Origin of the sequence: Micromonospora sp. CPCC 205539, assembly GCF_036906815.1 — a bacterium.
GTDB lineage: Bacteria > Actinomycetota > Actinomycetes > Mycobacteriales > Micromonosporaceae > Micromonospora.
In genome coordinates, this window is record NZ_JBAKHW010000059.1 from 12,223 (window position 1) to 30,091 (window position 17,869).

At 72.3% G+C, this 17,869-nt stretch carries 17 protein-coding genes; 1 reads left to right on the forward strand and 16 read right to left on the reverse strand.

Features of this window, described 5'->3' with window-relative positions:
* Positions 1-14 precede the first annotated feature (14 nt).
* From V6V47_RS30410 to V6V47_RS30455, 10 genes are all read right to left on the reverse strand, one after another.
* A complete protein-coding gene (locus V6V47_RS30410; protein ID WP_334631952.1) occupies positions 15-1,220 on the reverse strand; it encodes an argininosuccinate synthase in 1,206 nt (401 codons plus the stop codon).
* Positions 1,217-1,732: an arginine repressor gene (locus V6V47_RS30415; RefSeq protein WP_334631953.1), complete on the reverse strand. Its 516-nt coding sequence runs from the start codon at positions 1,730-1,732 to the stop codon at positions 1,217-1,219. The genes V6V47_RS30410 and V6V47_RS30415 overlap by 4 nt, the downstream gene beginning before the upstream one ends.
* A complete protein-coding gene (gene argF / locus V6V47_RS30420; protein WP_334631954.1) occupies positions 1,729-2,709 on the reverse strand; it encodes an ornithine carbamoyltransferase in 981 nt (326 codons plus the stop codon). The genes V6V47_RS30415 and argF overlap by 4 nt, the downstream gene beginning before the upstream one ends.
* Positions 2,706-3,956: an acetylornithine transaminase gene (locus V6V47_RS30425; protein ID WP_334631955.1), complete on the reverse strand. Its 1,251-nt coding sequence runs from the start codon at positions 3,954-3,956 to the stop codon at positions 2,706-2,708. The genes argF and V6V47_RS30425 overlap by 4 nt, the downstream gene beginning before the upstream one ends.
* Positions 3,953-4,840 (reverse strand): acetylglutamate kinase, encoded by an 888-nt coding sequence (gene argB, locus V6V47_RS30430; protein ID WP_334631968.1) that lies wholly within the window; start codon positions 4,838-4,840, stop codon positions 3,953-3,955. Before argB ends, V6V47_RS30425 begins: the two co-directional genes overlap by 4 nt.
* Positions 4,841-4,842: 2 nt before the next feature.
* A complete protein-coding gene (argJ, locus tag V6V47_RS30435; RefSeq protein ID WP_334631956.1) occupies positions 4,843-6,012 on the reverse strand; it encodes a bifunctional glutamate N-acetyltransferase/amino-acid acetyltransferase ArgJ in 1,170 nt (389 codons plus the stop codon).
* Positions 6,009-7,010, reverse strand: coding sequence for an N-acetyl-gamma-glutamyl-phosphate reductase (gene argC, locus V6V47_RS30440; protein ID WP_334631969.1), 1,002 nt, complete (start codon positions 7,008-7,010; stop codon positions 6,009-6,011). Before argC ends, argJ begins: the two co-directional genes overlap by 4 nt.
* A gap of 233 nt (positions 7,011-7,243) precedes the next feature.
* Entirely contained in the window at positions 7,244-8,269 is a 1,026-nt protein-coding gene (locus tag V6V47_RS30445; protein WP_334631957.1) for an NAD-dependent epimerase/dehydratase family protein, read from the reverse strand.
* An 8-nt stretch (positions 8,270-8,277) separates the two neighbouring features.
* A complete protein-coding gene (locus V6V47_RS30450) occupies positions 8,278-9,078 on the reverse strand; it encodes a glycosyltransferase family 2 protein (RefSeq protein WP_334631958.1) in 801 nt (266 codons plus the stop codon).
* Positions 9,075-10,286: a nucleotide sugar dehydrogenase gene (locus V6V47_RS30455; RefSeq protein WP_334631959.1), complete on the reverse strand. Its 1,212-nt coding sequence runs from the start codon at positions 10,284-10,286 to the stop codon at positions 9,075-9,077. Before V6V47_RS30455 ends, V6V47_RS30450 begins: the two co-directional genes overlap by 4 nt.
* A gap of 248 nt (positions 10,287-10,534) precedes the next feature.
* On the opposite strand from V6V47_RS30455, the gene V6V47_RS30460 reads away from it, so the two are divergent.
* A complete protein-coding gene (locus tag V6V47_RS30460) occupies positions 10,535-11,086 on the forward strand; it encodes a DinB family protein (protein WP_334631960.1) in 552 nt (183 codons plus the stop codon).
* Positions 11,087-11,399: 313 nt separating this feature from the next.
* Here V6V47_RS30460 and pheT read toward each other — a convergent pair whose 3' ends face one another.
* The 6 genes from pheT to infC all read right to left on the reverse strand — a co-directional run bounded on the left by pheT (position 11,400) and on the right by infC (position 17,444).
* Positions 11,400-13,946, reverse strand: a complete 2,547-nt coding sequence (gene pheT, locus V6V47_RS30465; protein ID WP_334631961.1) for a phenylalanine--tRNA ligase subunit beta — start codon at positions 13,944-13,946, stop codon at positions 11,400-11,402.
* Positions 13,947-13,986: 40 nt separating this feature from the next.
* On the reverse strand, positions 13,987-15,054 hold the full coding sequence (pheS, locus tag V6V47_RS30470; RefSeq protein ID WP_334631962.1) for a phenylalanine--tRNA ligase subunit alpha: 1,068 nt from the start codon (positions 15,052-15,054) through the stop codon (positions 13,987-13,989).
* Positions 15,055-15,276: 222 nt separating this feature from the next.
* Positions 15,277-16,074 carry a TrmH family RNA methyltransferase gene (locus V6V47_RS30475; RefSeq protein ID WP_442934332.1) on the reverse strand — a complete coding sequence of 266 codons (798 nt, stop codon included), beginning with the start codon at positions 16,072-16,074 and terminating at the stop codon, positions 15,277-15,279.
* 83 nt (positions 16,075-16,157) lie between these two features.
* Entirely contained in the window at positions 16,158-16,550 is a 393-nt protein-coding gene (rplT, locus tag V6V47_RS30480; RefSeq protein ID WP_334631964.1) for a 50S ribosomal protein L20, read from the reverse strand.
* Positions 16,551-16,582: 32 nt separating this feature from the next.
* Positions 16,583-16,777, reverse strand: a complete 195-nt coding sequence (rpmI, locus tag V6V47_RS30485) for a 50S ribosomal protein L35 (RefSeq protein ID WP_007458415.1) — start codon at positions 16,775-16,777, stop codon at positions 16,583-16,585.
* Positions 16,778-16,796: 19 nt separating this feature from the next.
* Positions 16,797-17,444: a translation initiation factor IF-3 gene (infC, locus tag V6V47_RS30490; protein ID WP_334631965.1), complete on the reverse strand. Its 648-nt coding sequence runs from the start codon at positions 17,442-17,444 to the stop codon at positions 16,797-16,799.
* Between the last annotated feature and the right edge of the window lie 425 nt (positions 17,445-17,869).

Sequence of the window (17,869 nt, forward strand, 5' to 3'; positions counted from 1 at the left end):
TGTGGTTCCCACGGTCAGGCTCCGCCGACCCGGGCGTCCCGCGCGGCGGCCATGCGGCTGGGCAGACCCCACAGCTGCACGAAGCCCTTGGCCAGGGACTGGTCGAAGGTGTCACCGGTGTCGTAGGTGGCCATCCCGAAGTCGTAGAGGCTCGCCTCGGAGCGCCGGCCGGTGACGGTCGCCCGGCCGCCGTGCAGGGTCAGCCGCACCTCGCCGGAGACGTGCCGCTGCGCGTCGTCGATGAACGCGTCCAGCGAGTCCTTCAGCGGCGAGAACCACAGGCCGTCGTACACCAGCTCACCCCACCGCTGGTCGACGCCCTTCTTGAACCGGGCCAGGTCCCGCTCCACGGTGACCGCCTCCAGCTCCTGGTGGGCGGTGATCAGCGCGATCGCGCCCGGCGCCTCGTACACCTCGCGGCTCTTGATACCGACGAGCCGGTCCTCGACCATGTCGAGCCGGCCGACGCCCTGCGCGCCAGCGCGCCGGTTCAGCTCCAGGATCGCCTGGTACGGGGTGACCGTCTCACCGTCGATGGCCACCGGCATACCGGCGTCGAAGGTGATCACGACCTCGTCGGCGTCGCGGACCTGCGCCGGGTCGGAGGTGTACGAGTAGAGGTCCTCGATGGGGGCGTTCCAGATGTCCTCCAGGAAGCCCGTCTCCACCGCGCGACCGAACAGGTTCTGGTCGATCGAGTACGGAGACTTCGCCGACACGTCGATCGGCAGCCCCTTCTCCTCGGCGAAGGCGATCGCCTTGTCCCGCGTCCAGGCGAAGTCCCGGGCCGGCGCGATGATCTTCAGGTCGGGGGCGAGCGCGTTCAGGCCCACCTCGAACCGGACCTGGTCGTTGCCCTTGCCGGTGCAGCCGTGCGACACGATCGTGCCACCGTACTTGCGCGCCGCGGCCACCAGGTGCTTGACGATCAGCGGCCGGGACAGCGCCGAGACCAGCGGGTAGCGGTCCATGTAGAGGGCGTTGGCCCGGATGGCCGGCAGGCAGTAGTCGGCCGCGAACTCGTCGCGCGCGTCGACCACCTCGGACTCGGCGGCGCCGCAGTCCAGGGCGCGCTGCCGGATGGCGTCGAGGTCCTCGCCGCCCTGCCCCACGTCGACCGCTACCGCGATCACCTCGGCGCCGGTCTGCTCGGCCAGATACGGAATGGCGACGGAGGTGTCCAGACCTCCGGAGTACGCCAGAACGACCCGCTCGCTCATGATGCTGTGTTCCCTTCAACGTTGTCTTCCCGGCGGGCCCAGCCGGTGAGCTTCTCACCGAGCGCGGCCCCGCCGACGGCCTCGCGGGCCACGACGAGGATGGTGTCGTCGCCGGCGATGGTGCCGACGATCTCGGGCAGGCCCGCTCGGTCCAACGCGCTGGCCAGGTAATGCGCTGCGCCCGGTGGGGTACGCAGTACGGCGATGTTGCCGCTGGAGTCCACTCCGTTGAGCAGTTCACGCAGCAGCCGCACCAGCCGGGCGGGAGCCGCCTCGGCGTCGCGCAGCGGCCGGTGGCCGTCCTCGGGAATGAGATAGACGGCGGGGCCGTCGCCGCCGCGGACCTTGACCGCGCCGAGCTCCTCCAGGTCCCGCGAGAGGGTGGCCTGGGTGACGCCGACCCCGTCACCGGCGAGCAGGTCGGCCAGCTCGGTCTGCGAGCGGACCGCCTTGTCGCGGATCAGCTCCACGATCCGGGCGTGCCGGGCGGCGCGGTTCAGTGGGGCGGTCACCGGGTCGCCCCGATCTCGGCGTCGGCGTCGGCGTCGGCGTGAGTGTCGGTGTCGGTGTCGGCGTCGAGGAGGAAGGTCAGCAGCGCCTTCTGGGCGTGCAGCCGGTTCTCCGCCTGGTCGAAGACCGCGCTCTGCGGGCCGTCGAGCACCTCATCGGTGATCTCCTCACCGCGGTGCGCCGGCAGGCAGTGCAGGACGATCGCGTTCGGCGCGGCCTGACCGAGCAACTCCTTGTTGACCTGGTACGGCAAGAACGGGGTGGTCCGGTCCAGGCCGTCGGCCTCCTGACCCATCGAGGTCCAGGTGTCGGTGGCCACCACGTCGGCGTCGCGGACCGCCTGACCCGGGTCGGTGAGCACCCGTACCGAACCGCCGGTGCCCGCGGCGATCTCCGCCGCCCGCGTCACCACGGCCGGGTCCGGCGCGAAACCGGCCGGCCCGGCGATCCGGACGTGCATCCCCGCCATGGCCCCGGCCAGCAGGTACGACTGCGCCATGTTGTTGGCGGCGTCCCCCACATAGGCCAGGGTCCGGCCGGCCGTGCCGCCGCACCGCTCGCGGATGGTGAGCAGGTCGGCCAGCAACTGGCAGGGGTGGAAGCCGTCGGTCAGCGCGTTGATCACCGGGACGCTCGCGCCCGCCGCGACCTCGGCGATCCGGTCGTCGCCGTGGGTACGCAGCACGATGGCCGCGACGTAGCGGGACAGCACCCGGCCCGCGTCCGCGAGAGTCTCGCCCCGGCCGAAGTGGGTGACCTGGGTGTCCACGACGAGGGGGTGACCGCCCAGCTCGGCGATCCCCGCGTCGAACGAGATCCGGGTCCGTAGGCTCTGCTTGTCGAAGAGCACCGCCACCGAACGCGGCCCGACCAGCGGCCGGTGGCCGAAGCGGTCGGCCTTCATCCGCGCCGCCAGGTCGAGCACCGTGGACTGCTCGGCCGGCGAGAGGTCGTCGTCCCGCAGGAAGTGCCGGGTCATGAGGTCGTTCCCGTCGTGGCGGTCGTGGCGGTGCTGGTCGGGGCGGGCGGCGTCAACGTCGTGGAGAGTTCGGCCGGGGCGGAGGCCGTCGCGTCGAGGGCCGCGGGGAGCGCGGCGACGAAGGCGTCCGCCTGGTCGACGGTGAGGATCAGCGGCGGGGCCAGCCGAAGCACGTGCGGCTGCACGGGGTTGACCAGGAAACCGGTCTCCCGCAGCGCCTCGGCGAGCGCCGGGCCCACCGGCGCGGTGAGCACCACGCCGAGCAGCAGACCGGCACCGCGCACGCCGGAGATCAGGGGATGGCCCAGCGCGTCGATCCCCCGGCGCAGCCGCTCCCCGACGCGCTTGACGTGGTCGAGCAACCCCTCGTTGGCGATGGTCGCCACCACGGCGAGGGCGGCGGCGCAGCTGACCGGGTTGCCGCCGAAGGTGGTGCCGTGCGACCCGGGGCCGAGCAGATCGGCAGCCGGCCCGAAGGCCAGGCAGGCACCGAGGGGCAGCCCGCCACCCAGCCCCTTGGCCAGGGTGATGACGTCCGGATCCACGCCCTCGGCCTGGTGGGCGAACCAGTGCCCGGTACGCCCGATGCCGGTCTGCACCTCGTCGAGCACCAGCAGCGCGCCGTGCCGGCTGGTGATCCGCCGGGCCGCGGCGAGGTAACCGGCCGGTGGAACGACCACGCCGTTCTCGCCCTGGATCGGCTCCAGGATCACCATGGCGGTGGCGTCGGTGACCGCCTCCTCGAGGGCGGCGACGTCGCCGTAGTCGACGTGTGTCACCTCGCCGGGGAGCGGGCGGAACGGGTCGGCCTTGGCCGGCTGGCCGGTCAACGCGAGAGCACCCATCGTGCGGCCGTGGAAACCACCCCGGGTGGCGACCACCTGGGTGCGGCCGGTACGCCGGGACAGCTTGAACGCCGCCTCGTTCGCCTCCGCGCCCGAGTTCGCGAAGAAGACGCGCCCGGACCGGCCAGCGAGCGCCAGCAGCAGCTCGGCCAGCGCGACCGGCGGCTCGGCGACGTAGAGGTTGGACACGTGGCCGAGGGTGGCGACCTGCTTCGACACGGCAGCCACCACGGCCGGGTGGGCGTGCCCGAGGGCGTTCACCGCGATGCCGCCCACCAGGTCGAGGTATTCCCGACCGGCGTCGTCGACCACCACGGCCCCCGCGCCGGAGACCAGCGCCAGCGGCGGCGTGCCGTAGTTGTCCATCATGGACTGACCCCAGCGCTGTTTCAACGTGCTCATGACGCGATCACCATGGTTCCGAACCCTTCCGAGGTGAAGACCTCGAGCAACGTGGAGTGCGCAACCCGGCCGTCGACGACGTGCGCGGCGGGAACTCCCCCGCGCACCGCCCGCAGGCAGGCCTCCATCTTCGGCACCATCCCCGACTCGAGGCTGGGCAACAGCGTGGCCAGGTCGTCCGCGGCGATCTCGGAGACCAGGCTGGTGGTGTCCGGCCAGTCGGCGTACAGACCAGGCACGTCGGTGAGAACGACCAGCTTGCGGGCCTGCAACGCCACGGCCAGCGCGGCGGCGGCGGTGTCCGCGTTGAGGTTGTGCAGCACCCCGTCGGCGTCCGGCGCGACCGTGGAGATCACTGGAATCCGGCCGGCCGCGAGCAGATCGGTCACCGCGGACACGTCGACCGACGCGACGTCCCCGACCTGGCCGATGTCGACCGGCTCGCCGTCGACGTACCCCGGACGGCGCACCGCCGTGAGCAGCCGCGCGTCCTCGCCGGAGAGCCCGACGGCGTACGGGCCGTGCGCGTTGATCAGACCGACCAGTTCCCGGCCCACCTGCCCGACCAGCACCATCCGGACGACGTCCATCGCCTCGGCGGTGGTCACCCGCAGGCCACCACGGAACTCACTGGTGATGCCGAGCCGGCCCAGCATGGCGGAGATCTGCGGACCGCCGCCGTGCACCACCACGGGCTTGAGGCCGACGCACCGCAGGAAGACGATGTCCGCGGCGAACGCCCGCTGCAGCTCGGGGTCGATCATGGCATTGCCGCCGTACTTCACCACCACGGTGGAGCCGGCGAACCGCGCCAGCCAGGGCAGCGCCTCGATCAGCGCTTCCGCCTTGACCTGGGCACGGGTGAGGTCGGTGCTGAGGCTCACGCTCATGTCGAGTAGGCCGAGTTCTCGTGCACGTACGCGTGCGACAGGTCGTTCGTCCAGATCGTCGCGGCCGCCGTACCGGCGTGCAGGTCGATCCGGATGGTCGCGTCCCGCCCGGTCAGGTCGACCTTCGAGCGGTCCTCGGCGGCGGCACCGTCGCGGCACACCCACACCCCGTTGACCGCCACGTCGACCCCGTCCGGCTCGAACGCGGCGGCGGTGGTGCCAACCGCGGCGAGGATCCGGCCCCAGTTCGGGTCGTTGCCGAACAGGGCGGTCTTGACCAGGTTGTTGCGGGCCACCGCCCGGCCCACCTCGACCGCGTCGTCCTCGTCGGCCGCGCCGACCACGTCGATGGCGATCTGCTTGGTGGCGCCCTCGGCGTCGGCGATCAACTGCTGGGCCAGGTCGTGACAGGCCTGGGTCACCGCGGCGGTCAGCTCGGCCGGGGTCGGCTCGATGCCGCTCGCGCCGCTGGCCAGGAGCAGCACCGTGTCATTGGTGGACATGCAGCCGTCCGAGTCGACCCGGTCGAAGCTGACCCGGGTGGCCGCGCGCAGCGCCTCGTCGAGCAGCGCCGGGCCGGCCACCGCGTCCGTGGTCAGCACGCAGAGCATGGTGGCCATCCCCGGCGCGAGCATCCCGGCGCCCTTGGCCATACCGCCGACCGTCCAGCCGCTGCCGGCGGCCACCGTGGTCTTCGGCCGGGTGTCCGTGGTCATGATCGCCTCGGCGGCGGCCGGACCGCCGCCACGGGACAGCCCGCGGATCGCCGAGCGCACACCGGGCAGCAGCTTCGGCATCGGCAGCCGCTCGCCGATCAGCCCGGTGGAGCAGACCGCCACCTCCCCGGCGCCGAGGATCAGCCGTGGGCTGACCGACGTCAGCGCCGCGGCGGTGTGCTCGGCGGTCGCGTGCGTGTCCTGGAAGCCGGCCGGGCCGGTGCAGGCGTTGGCGCCGCCGGAGTTGAGCACCACCGCGCGGACCACGCCGCCGTTCACGACCTGCTGGGTCCAGAGCACGGGAGCGGCCTTGACCCGGTTGGTGGTGAAGACCCCGGCGACGCCCGCGTCGGGGCCGTCGTTGACCACGAGCGCGACGTCGGCGCCGCTGGTCTTCAAACCGGCCGCCACCCCGGCCGCCCGGAACCCCCGAGGAGCGGTGACGCTCACGGTGCCACCCCCCACACGGACAGGCCCGTCGTCTCCGGCAGGCCGAGCATCAGGTTGGCGTTCTGCACGGCCTGGCCGGCGGCGCCCTTGCCCAGGTTGTCGAGTGCGCTGAGCACGATCAGACGACCGGAGTCCACGTCGACGGTGGCCTGCAGGTGACAGGAGTTCGAGCCGAGCGTGGCGGCGGTGTGCGGCCAGCGGCCTTCCGGCAGCACGTGCACGAACGGCGCGTCCGCGTACGCCTGCGCCAGCACCTGCTGGGGGTCGACGCCGGCGGTCGGCACCGCGGTCACGGTGGCCAGGATGCCGCGCGGCATCGGCGCCAGGACCGGGGTGAACGACAGGCCGCTCGCCCCGGTGGCCTGCTTGATCTCCGGCACGTGCTGGTGGGTGCCGACCCGGTACGGCGACAGGTCGCCCATCACCTCGCTGGCCAGCAGGTGCGGCTTGGCCGCCCGACCGGCGCCGGACGTGCCGGAGGCGGCGACCACCACCACGTCGGCGGGGCTGGCCGCGCCGGCCGCGATGAGCGGCGCGAGGGCCAGGGTGATCGCGGCGGCGTAGCAGCCGGTGTTCGCCACCCGGGTGGAGCCTGCGATCAACTCCCGCTGACCGGGCAGCTCGGGCAGGCCGTAGGTCCACTGGCCGGCGTGGGTGCCGCCGTAGTACTGGGCCCAGGCGTACGGGTCGGCGAGCCGGTGGTCGGCGCCCAGGTCGACGACCCGGACGTCGGGCGCGAGCTGAGCGGCCAACGCCGCCGACTCGCCATGCGGCAGGGCCAGGAAGACCAGGTCCGCGTCGCCCAGCGTCGTCGGATCGGTCGCGCCGAGCACCAGGTCGAGCCCGGTGAGCTGCGGGTGTACGACGTCGACCCGGTGCCCGGCCTGGCTGTGCGCCGTGGCGGCAACCAGCTCGAACTCCGGGTGCCCGGCGACCAGGCGCAGCAACTCGCCCCCGGCGTAGCCGCTCGCACCGGCGACCGCGACTCGGATTCCCATACTCACCCCCGTATGACTATGCAACGAAGGCTAGCAAGCATGGTCGGGGCGCTGCAAACTAATACCGCCCACTGCATGGGAATGTTGTGCGTGACGCCGGACACCGCCGGCCCCCGGCGCGCGGGCTGAGGGGCCGGCCTTGATCGACAGGAGATCACCAATATCGGGGCACCCAGCGCGTGGGATACCCCGATATCGGCGATCTGAAGTTGATCGTGGGGAGACCAGACGGGTTAGAGCCGGCCCTCCGCGACGGCCCGGCTCACCCAGGGGACGACCTCGTCGAGCATCACGTCCAGCGACGTGGTCGCCGTGAACCCGAGCACCTCGCGCGCCTTGGTGACGTCCGGCACCCGCTTCTGCACGTCGTAGCGGAACGGCTCGTCGCTGACGTACCGGAAGGGTTCGTCCGGGCCCTTGATCTTGTGCCAGATCAGCTCGGCCAACTCCAACACACTGGTCGACTCCGCGGTCGACAGGTTGAAGTCGTTGTTGTGCGCGGCCGGGTGCTCGATCGCGGTCGCGATCCCCCGGGCCAGGTCGCCGCCGTACGTGTAGTGCCGCACCTGGTTGCCCTCGCCCAGAATGTGCAGCGGATCCTGCCCCTTGACGATCTTCTGCACGAGATCGGGAACGACGTGCGACATGGCCAGCTTCACGTTGCCCGACAGCACCTCGGCCTGACCGAGCGCCCGCCCCTCGCCGACGCCCACGCAGTTGAACGGCCGGACGATCGTGTACGGCACCTGGTACTGCTCCCAGGCGGCCCGGGCGTAGTACTCCACGGCGAGCTTCTGGAACCCGTACGACGACAGCGGCGGCGGGATCTGCCGCTCGTCGCCCTCCCGGCTCGGCCAGTGCTCGGTCGACTCGAAGACCATCGAGGAGGAGAGGTACGTGACCTTGGTGAGCTGCCCGTCCCGGTGCGCTCGGATCGCCGCGTCGCAGGTCGCCGCCATGATCCGCTCGTTGGTGGCGAGCAGGTCGTAGGCGTAGGCGTGGAAGTAGGAGATCCCGCCGATCATCGCCGCGCCGGCCACCAGGTGGTCGCAGCCGTCCAACAGACCGGTGAGCAGGTCGACGTCGCGGGCGTCGCCCTCGACGAACCGGTAGCGGGGGTGGTCGTCATAGCTGTGGGTCACCGGCCCGTACTTCGAGAAGTTGTCGATCCCCACCACCTCGTGGCCCCGGTTCAACAACTCCTCGACGAGGTAGCCGCCGATGAATCCGGCCGAACCAGTTACCAGGACCTTCGCCACGTGCGCTCCTATCCGGTCTTCTCGTACTCGGTGCTCTCCCGCGGCGCGGGCACCGCCCCCGCGGCCGCCGCCCCCGCGGCCGCCGCCCGGGCCGCCAGCTTCGCCCGGCTCAGCCGCCGACCGTAGGCGAAGAAGTACCAACGCAGGTAACCGGGGAGGAAGCGACCCAGGTCGAAGTGCGACTCCCCCAGCGGCCGGTCCAGCCAGATGGTCGGGATCTCGGCCACCGGCAGCCGCAGCCGGGTCGCCTTGGCGGTCAACTCCAGGCCGATCTCGAATCCGGTCCGGGACTCGATGCCCACCTCGCGGACGAAAGCCGTGTCGTACGCCTTGAAGCTGTTGGTGGCGTCCCGGGTGCCGACCCGGGCGAAGGTGTAGAGGCTGCGCCCGGCCCACCGCGACATCATCCGCTTCAGCCGCGGCCCGCCCACCTGCTGCCCGCCGGGCATGTACCGCGAGGCGGCGGCGACCACCACCCCCCGGTCCACCAACCGGGCCAGCTCGTCGATCTGGCGCGGGTCGTCGCAGCCGTCGGCCATGGTGACCACCGCGACGGGGGCCTTGGCCGCGTCGACCCCGAACCGGATCGCGTTCGCCGGCCCCCGCCCGTACGTGTTGAGCACCGCCCGGACCCGGGGGTCCGTGCGGGCGATCTGCTCGGCGTACGGGACGGTGGTGTCCTCCGGCATGTCGTGCACGATGAGCACCTCGGCCGGCAGCAGCATCTCCCGCAGCATCCGCTCCAGGCAGCGGACGATCGCGGCGCCCTCGTTGTAGACCGGGACGATGACCGACACGCGTGGCGTCACACCCGCACCCCCTGTCCGGTCAACCCCCACATGTCGACCAGGGGGATGTCGGTCTCCAGCCGGGCGTACTGCTCGTGCGGGGCGGCGATGACCAGCAGGTCGGCGCGGCGCAGCACCTCGGGCAGGTCGACGAAGCGCTCGTCGACCACGTACGGGTCGGTGCAGAGCGTCTCCCGGGTCTTCAGCGCCAGGATCTTGCGCAGCTTGTACGCCAGGCTCTCCCGCGGGTCGTCGCTGCCGCCCTTGAACGCCATACCGAGGATGCCGACGGTCATCTCGGACAGGTCGAACCGACTCTCCAACCGGGACACCAGGTACAGCGGCAGCCCCTCGTTGATCAGCATGGCCGAGTGGCCGAGCACGAAGTTGTTCCGGTTGAACGCGGCCAACTGCATGGTGTCCTTGAACAGGCACGGCCCGGCGGCGAAACCGGGCATCGGCAGGTCCGCCGCGCGCGGGTAGTCGTACGCCACGGCGTGCCGGATCCGGGCGAAGTCGAGCCCGAAGTCGTTGGCCATCATCCAGAACTGGTTGGCCGTGGCGAACTTGATGTAGCGCCAGGTGTTGGTGAACAGCTTCGCCAGCTCCGCCTCCTCCGGCTCCAGCGGCACGATCTGCTCGGTGAGGTGCCGGAAGAGCTTCTCCGCGCGGGCCAGCGCCGAGGGCGTCCGAGCCGCCACGATCTGCGGCAGCGCGAACAGCTCGGTCATCGCCCGGCCCTCGGCGATCCGCTCGGGGCAGAACGCCACGTCGGCGCGGATGCCCTTGCCGGCCAGCAGCTTCTCGGTCAGCGCGGTCACTCCCGGGTAGACGGTGCTGCGCAGCACCACGAGCTGCCCGTCGCGCAGGTGCTCGGCGCACCGCTCCAGGGCTCTCGGCACCGCCCCGAGGTCCGGGTTGAGGTGCTCGTCCACCGGCGTGCCGACGACCACCACCAGGTGCTCGGAGCTGCCCACGCTGGCCGGGTCGGTGGTCGCTCGCAGCCGCCCGGCGGCGACCGCCTCGGCCAGCGGCTCCGCGGCGCCGGGCTCCGCGAACGGGAGACGGGCCGCGTTCACCGTGGCCACCGCGTCGGCGTTGATGTCGTACAGCACGACGGAGAGGCCGCGGGCGGCGAAAGCGATGCCCAGCGGCAGACCCACCCGGCCGCAGCCGCCGACGATGCAGACGTCGGCCGTCGTGACCTGCGCGGCCCGATCCTCGGACATGGATCAACTCCCATGGGGGTGGTGGGGGTGTACCGGTGGTCGCCGGAATCCAAGCAGGCTAACCGCTCGGACGTGACTCGCGGGTAACCGAACATTCCGTGGCCGATGCCCGTTCGGCCGAGGCGCGACGTCAGCTCGTCGGCGGAACCATCGTTCCGCTCCCCCCTGACCCGTCACTCAAGAACCGCCATCACCTGTCGGTGACCACATCGTCCACCTGCTCGGCGGCCACCGGTAAGTTGACCGTCATGACTGACGTCGAGGAGCAGAAGAGCCTCCGTCCGCCCCTCGCGGCCGGCGAGGCCGCCACCCTGCTGGGCTTCCTGGAGCGGCAGCGCGCGACTCTGGCGTGGAAGTGCGGCGGCCTGGACGAGGCCGGGCTCCGGGCCACACTCGCGCCGTCGTCGATGTCGCTGGGCGGGCTGCTGAAGCACCTGGCCCACATCGAGGACGACATCTTCTCGTCCTGGCTGCTCGGCCGGGACGCCGGTCCGCCGTGGGACACCGTGGACTGGGACGCCGACCCCGACTGGGACTGGGAGTCCGCCGCAAGGGAGTCGCCGGAGCAGCTCGTGGCCCTCTGGCAGGCGGCGGTGGGCCGATCCCGCGCGATCGTCGCCGACGCGCTCGCGGACGGTGGTCTGGAGCAGCTGGGCCGGTTCCGCAACTCCCGCGGTGAGTCGCCCAGCCTGCGGTACATCCTGATCACCCTCATCGAGGAGTACGCGCGCCACGTCGGCCACGCGGACCTCATCCGGGAGTCGGTGGACGGGCTCACCGGGGAGAGCCCGTCCGACTGACCGGTCCGTCCTACGCCCGCCCGAGCTTCGCCGTGGACTCCGAGGGGCGCGTCTGCTCGTCGGCGACCGCGTGCTCGCTGGCCCAGGCTGCCGCCGTCGGGCCGGTCAATCTGAGCGCGATCGATCACCACGCCGAGCAGCCCGGGCCAGCGCATTCGCCGGGCCAGCACCCGGTCACCGGGAGCCGCAGCGTCGGCTCCATACCGCGCCCGTACCACCGCGACCAGCAGTAGGTGCCGGCGGGCCCAGAGCAGGCCGGCGGTGGCCGCCGCGAGAACGGCAGCCACCGCCAGCAATTCGAGCACGGGACGAGCTACGCGCCCCGCAGGGTGGCGCCGAGGCGCTCCGCCGCGACGGCGACCGCCGCGTCCCGGGCGGCCACCGCCTCCTCGACGGTCAGCGTGCGGTCCGGAGCGCGGAAGGTCAGCTTGTACGCCAACGACCGGCGCCCCTCCCCGAGCTGCGCGCCGGCGTACACGTCGAAGAGCCGCACGTCCTCCAGCAGCTCGCCGGCACCCGCCTCGAGCGCCCGGCGCACCTGCTCCGCCGGCACCGAGTCGGCCACCACCAGGGCCACGTCGATCAGCGCCGGCGGGAAACCGGAGACCGCCGGGGCGGGCGTCACCGGCGCGGCCGGCAACGCGTCCAGGTCGAGTTCCATGGCGCTGGTACGGCGGGGCAGCTCCAACGCGGCCACCACCGCCGGGTGCAGCTCACCGGCGTACCCGACGACCGTGCCGTCGACCCGCAGCTCGGCGCAACGGCCGGGGTGCCACGGGGCGTGCTCGGCGGCGCGAACCTCGACCCGCTCGTCGGGGATCCCGGCGGCGGCCAGCACGTCGCGGGCCGCCTCGATCGCGTCCGCCCAACCGGCCGCCCGACCCGGACCCCACCAGCCGGCCGGGTCGAGGTCGCCGCTCAGCACCGCCGCGACGTGCACCGGCTGGGCCGGCACCACGGCGTCGGCGGCGGCGAACTCCGCGTCGGTGGGGCGCCGGTCGACGCCCATCGCCGGCGGGCTGCCGGCACCGACCCGCGGGTGGAAGACCGCGCCGACCTCGTAGAGCGCGAGGTCACGGTGACCCCGGCCGAGGTTGCGCTTGAGGATGCCGAGCAGCGGGCCGAGCAGCGTGGTGCGCAGCAGCGGCTCCTCCTCGGACAGCGGGTTGGCCAGCCGCACCGCGGGCCGACGCGGGTCGTCGGCCGGCAGGCCGAGCAGATCGGCCAGCTCGGTCGCCACGAACGGGTGCGCGAGCACCTCGACGTACCCCCGCTCGGCCAGCGACACCGCGACCGCCCGGCGGCGACGCTGCCGCGCGGTCAGACCACGGCCGGGGGGCGCGGTGGGCAGCACCGACGGCACGCGGTCGTACCCGTCGAGGCGGACCACCTCCTCGACCAGGTCGGCCGGGTCGGTCAGGTCGGGCCGCCAGCTCGGCGGGGTGACGCTGAGCGCGACCCCCGCGCCGCTGGCCACGCCGACCGCGCCCGGGTCCTCGGCCAGCCGGTCCGCGCCCTGCGCGACCGTGCAGCCGACCTGTTCGAGCAGGGCCACCACCCGCGCCGGCGGGTAGGTGACCCCGACCCGCCGGGTGGGCAGATCCGCGGGCAGGCTGATCGGGGTACGCGGACGGACGTGGTCGATGTCCAGGATCTCCGCGCCCGGGGTGCCGCCGCCGTGCTCGGTGAGCAGCCGCACGGCCCGCTCCAACGCGACCAGTGGCAGGGCCGGGTCGACGCCCCGCTCCCAGCGCTTCGCGGCCTCGCTGAACAGCTTGTGCCGACGGGCGGTACGCCCCACCATCGCCGGGTCCCAGTGCGCCGCCTCGAAGAGCACGTCGGTGGTGCCGCCGACGACCTCGCTGGTCTCGCCGCCCATCACCGCGGCGAGCGAGATCGGCCCACTGTCGTCGCAGATGACCATGTCGTCCGCGGTGAGCACCCGGTTGACCCCGTCCAGCGTGGTCAGCTTCTCCCCCGGCTCGGCGCGACGGACCACCAGTGGCCCGGCGATCCGGTCGGCGTCGAAGGCGTGCATCGGCTGGCCCAGCTCGAGCATCACGTAGTTGGTGATGTCGACCGGCAGCGAGATGCTGCGGATGCCGGCGGTGGTGAGCCGCTGCTGCATCCAGGACGGCGTGGGCGCGGTCGGGTCGACGCCGCGGACCAGGCGCGCCGCGAACCGGTCGCAGCCGACCGGGTCGCGCACCTCCACCGGGTACGCCGGCGCGTCGGTGCCGCCCGGCGCGGGCACCAGTGCCGGGTCACGCAACGGAACGTCGAACGCGTGCGACAACTCCCGGGCCAGGCCGCGCAGGCTCAGCGCGTACCCCCGGTCCGGGGTGATCTCCAGCTCGAACACGACGTCATCGAGGCCGACCACGGCCCGCGCGTCGTCGCCCGGCTTGGCCCCCACGTCGGGGGGCAGCACGATGATGCCGGAGTGGTCGTCGCCCAGGCCCAGCTCCTTCGCCGAGCAGATCATGCCGGCGGAGTTGTGCCCGTACGTCTTGCGGGCGCCGATGGCGAAGCCGCCGGGCAGCACACCGCCGGGCAGGATCACCACCACCCGGTCACCGGGGGCGAAGTTGCGCGCCCCGCAGACGATCTCCTGCGGCTCGCCGGTGCCGTTGGCGTCGCCCACGTCGACCCGGCAGAACCGGATCGGCTTCTTGAAGCCGGTCAGCTCCTCGATCTCACGGACCTCGCCGACGACGAGCTGACCGGTGATGGTCTCCCGGAGGTCCACCACGGACTCGACCTCGATGCCGAGGTCGACCAGCGCCTGCTCCAGGTCACCGGTGGGCAGGTCGGCGGGGAGGTCGACGTACTCCCGCAGCCAACTGACAGAAACTCGCATGACGTCAGACCACCGTTCCCGTGTCTCGTACCCGCATCGCCTACGCCCCGGTCCCGAGCCCGCGGCTGAACCGCACGTCGCCCTCGAAGAGATGGCGGATGTCGCTGACCCCGTGCCGGACCATCAGGGTCCGGTCGATGCCCATGCCGAACGCGAATCCGGAGTAGACCTCCGGGTCGACACCGCAGGCACGCAGCACCCGCGGGTTGACCATTCCGCAGCCACCCCACTCGACCCACTGCGGGCCGTCGCGGTGCTCCGGGAACCAGACGTCGAACTCCGCCGACGGCTCGGTGAACGGGAAGTAGTGCGGCCGCCACCGGGTCTTCGCCTCCGGGCCGAACATCGCCCGGGCGAAGTGGTCGAGGGTGCCCCGCAGGTGCGCCATGGTGATGCCCTTGTCCACGACGAGGCCCTCGGCCTGGTGGAACACCGGGCTGTGCGTGGCGTCGATCTCGTCGGTGCGGTAGACGCGGCCGGGCACGATCACGTAGATCGGCGGCTTGCGGCTGAGCATGGTGCGCGTCTGCACGGTGGACGTGTGCGTCCGCAGCACCAGGCCGGAGCCCTCCGGTGCGATGTGGAACGTGTCCATCAACCCGCGCGCCGGGTGGTCGGCGGGGATGTTCAGCGCGTCGAAGTTGACCCACTCCAGGTCGACCTCGGGCCCCTCGGCCACCTCGTAGCCCATCCCCACGAAGAGGTCGCTGATCGACTCCATCAGGGTGCTCAAAGGGTGCCGGGCGCCACGTGGACGTCGGTCGTAGGGCAGGGTGACGTCCACCCGCTCCTCGACCAGCACCCGCTCGGCCTGCTCGCGCTCCACCACCTCCGCGCGCTCGGCGTACGCGGACTCGATCGCCCGGCGGGCCTCGTTGACCCGCTTGCCAGCGTCGGACTTTGCGGCCGGCGGCAGCGCGCCGATCTCCCGACGGGCCAGCGAGACCGGTGACCGGTCACCCAGGTGCGCGGGGCGCAGCGCGGTCAACGCGTCCGGGTCGGCGGCGGCGGCGAACGCCTTCGCGGCGTCGGCCACAGCCTCGGCCAGGGCGGCGGGGTCGAGCAGGGCGACCTGCTTCGGGTCGTACGGATCGTTGCGGTAGCTCATGGCGTACGGGCACTCCCTCACGGCGGCGCCAGCCCTCACCGGGGCGGCTAGGCGAGTCTACGGACGCGCGGCTGTGCCGCAGCCCGCCGGTAGGAGTTGCGCAGGGAGCAGGTCAGGCCTGCCGCCCGCCGACACCGGCGGGCTGGCTAAACGAACGCTGTTGCGCGTTCATCGACGGACGCTCTCCCCTGCTGTCTGTCGCGCCGGGTGCGGACACCACCGTCAGCGCTGTGCTCTCGCTGAAGCGTACAGGCAGACCGCCGCGGCGGCAGCCAGGTTGAGGCTCTCCGCGCGCCCGTAGAGCGGCACTCGCACCGTGGTGTCGGCGGCGGCGGTCAACCCCTCGGGCAGCCCGTGCGCCTCCGACCCGAACAGCCAGGCGGTGGGCCCGACGAGCCGACCGTAGTCGGTCAGGTCGTCGAGGTCGCTGTCGCCGTACCCGGTGGTGGCGAAGATCGACAGCCCGGCGGCGCGCAGCGCGTCGACCACAGCGACCGGGTCGCTGGCGCGCACCACGTCGACGTGGAAGAGGCTGCCGGCCGAGGCCCGCACACACTTACCGTTGTACGGGTCGACGGCGTCTCCGGCGAAGATCACCGCACCCGCACCGGCCGCGTCGGCGGTGCGCAGCACGGTGCCGGCGTTGCCCGGGTCACGGATCTCGGCGAGCACCGCCACCAGCCGGGGCGCACCCGCGAGGGCCTGCTCCAGTGAGACGTCCACGTGCCGGCAGACGGCGACCAACCCCTGTGGGGCGACGGTCTCGGTCAGCGCCGCGAGGGCATCGTCGGTCACCTCGGAGACCGGCACGTCGGCGCGGGCCGCCGTCGCGGCCAACTCCGGGTACCTGTCGAGCGCGGTGGGCGTACCGAACAACTCGGTGACCACCTCCGGCCGCGCGAGGGCCTCGCGGACCGCCTGCGGGCCCTCGGCCAGGAAACGGCCGGTGGCGTCGCGGTCCCGGCGGCGTTGCAGGCGGCGGGCGGCGACAACCCTGGGGGTACGCGGGGTGAAAGCCATGGTGTGCGCTCCTCCGGCACGATTGAGGCGCCCCCCGGACGGCGATGCCGACACGGGAGACGCCTCGCTCAGGTGCGTGGGGATCAGGCGGCCTGAGCCGCCGCGCCGCCGGTGCCCTCGGCCGCGACCGCGGCCCGGGCCAGCTCGACGATCGCCGCGAAGGCGGCGGCGTCGTTGACGGCCAGGTCGGCCATGATCTTGCGGTCGACCTCGATGCCGGCCAGACGCAGGCCCTGGATCAGACGGTTGTAGGTCATCCCGTTGGCCCGGGCGCCCGCGTTGATCCGCTGAATCCACAGCTGCCGGAAGTCGCCCTTGCGGTCGCGACGGTCCCGGTAGGCGTACTGCATCGAGTGCAGCACCTGCTCCTTGGCCTTGCGGTACAGCCGGGAGCGCTGACCGCGGTAACCGCTCGCGGACTCCAGCAGGGTACGACGCTTCTTCTGGGCGTTTACAGCCCGCTTGACGCGTGCCATCTCAACTCCTAATTACGTAAAGGTGGCGCGCGTCAGCGGCCGAGCAGCTTCTTGATGCGCTTGACGTCGGCCTTGGCCAGCACGACCGTGCCGGTCAGCCGGCGGGTCTGGGTGGAGGGCTTCTTCTCCAGGTTGTGGCGGAGGCCGGCCTGCTGGGCAACGATCTTGCCCTTGCCGGTCACCTTGACCCGCTTACCCATACCCGTGTGGCTCTTCATCTTCGGCATGTGGAACGCCTCTCCCCTGTTACTCGCCGTTGGTGTCGGCGACGGTGCCGGTGTCACCGGCTGTTGCGGTCTCGCCGACCGCCACGGTCTCATCGGCGCCCGGGGCGGACTCGTCCGCGGCCCGGTCGCGAGGGCCAACGCGGGACGCCGTAGCGGCGACCGCGGAGGCCTTGACGGCCCGGTGCGGAGCGAGAACCATGATCATGTTTCGGCCGTCCTGCTTCGGAGCGGCCTCGACGTAGCCCAGTTCCGTGATCTCGGATTCGAGCCGGCGCAGGAGCCGGTAGCCCAGCTCCGGGCGGCTCTGCTCGCGACCGCGGAACATGATCGTCACCTTGACCTTGTCGCCCGCCTTGAGGAACCGCACCACGTGACCCTTCTTGGTCTCGTAGTCGTGCGGGTCGATCTTCGGTCGAAGCTTCATTTCCTTGATGACGGTCTGCTGCTGGTTACGCCGCGCTTCGCGCGCCTTGAGTGCGCTCTCGTACTTGAACTTGCCGAAGTCCATGAGCTTGCACACCGGCGGGCGCGCCATCGGCGCAACCTCGACCAGGTCCAGATCGACGTCCGCAGCCAGCTGAAGGGCGCGCTCCAGCGGGACGATGCCCACCTGCTCACCCTCGGGGCCGACCAGTCGGACCTCACGTGCCCGGATCTGCTCGTTCACGCGTGGTTCGACGCTGATGGGGCCTCCTCGAGTCGTTTCTGCTCTGTTGCCGACCCCCGCGGCTCCCGGGTGGGAACCGACCCGGAAAGCAGAAGGCCCCGGCGCATGCCAGGGCCCGCTCGACCGGTCAGCACGATCACAAGGATCGCGCATCCGGCACCGGGACATGCCCGGAACCGGGGACCGGACCCGGCCACCGTGGCGGCGACTCGGGTGGGAGCAGGCGCTCCGCTTTCGTGGCTGTCTGCTCGCACGCGGAGACAGCCTGGTCGACTCGACAACACTACACCCGGGCCCGGTTCACCCTCAAACCGGGCACCCGACCGTCTCGTCGGCCCGTCGCCCGAGGCCCCGCGCGCCGCGCCGCACCGCCCCGCCCTGCGCCCTGGCGGGCGGGGCGGCGGGCGCCCCGGCCGCGCCGCTGC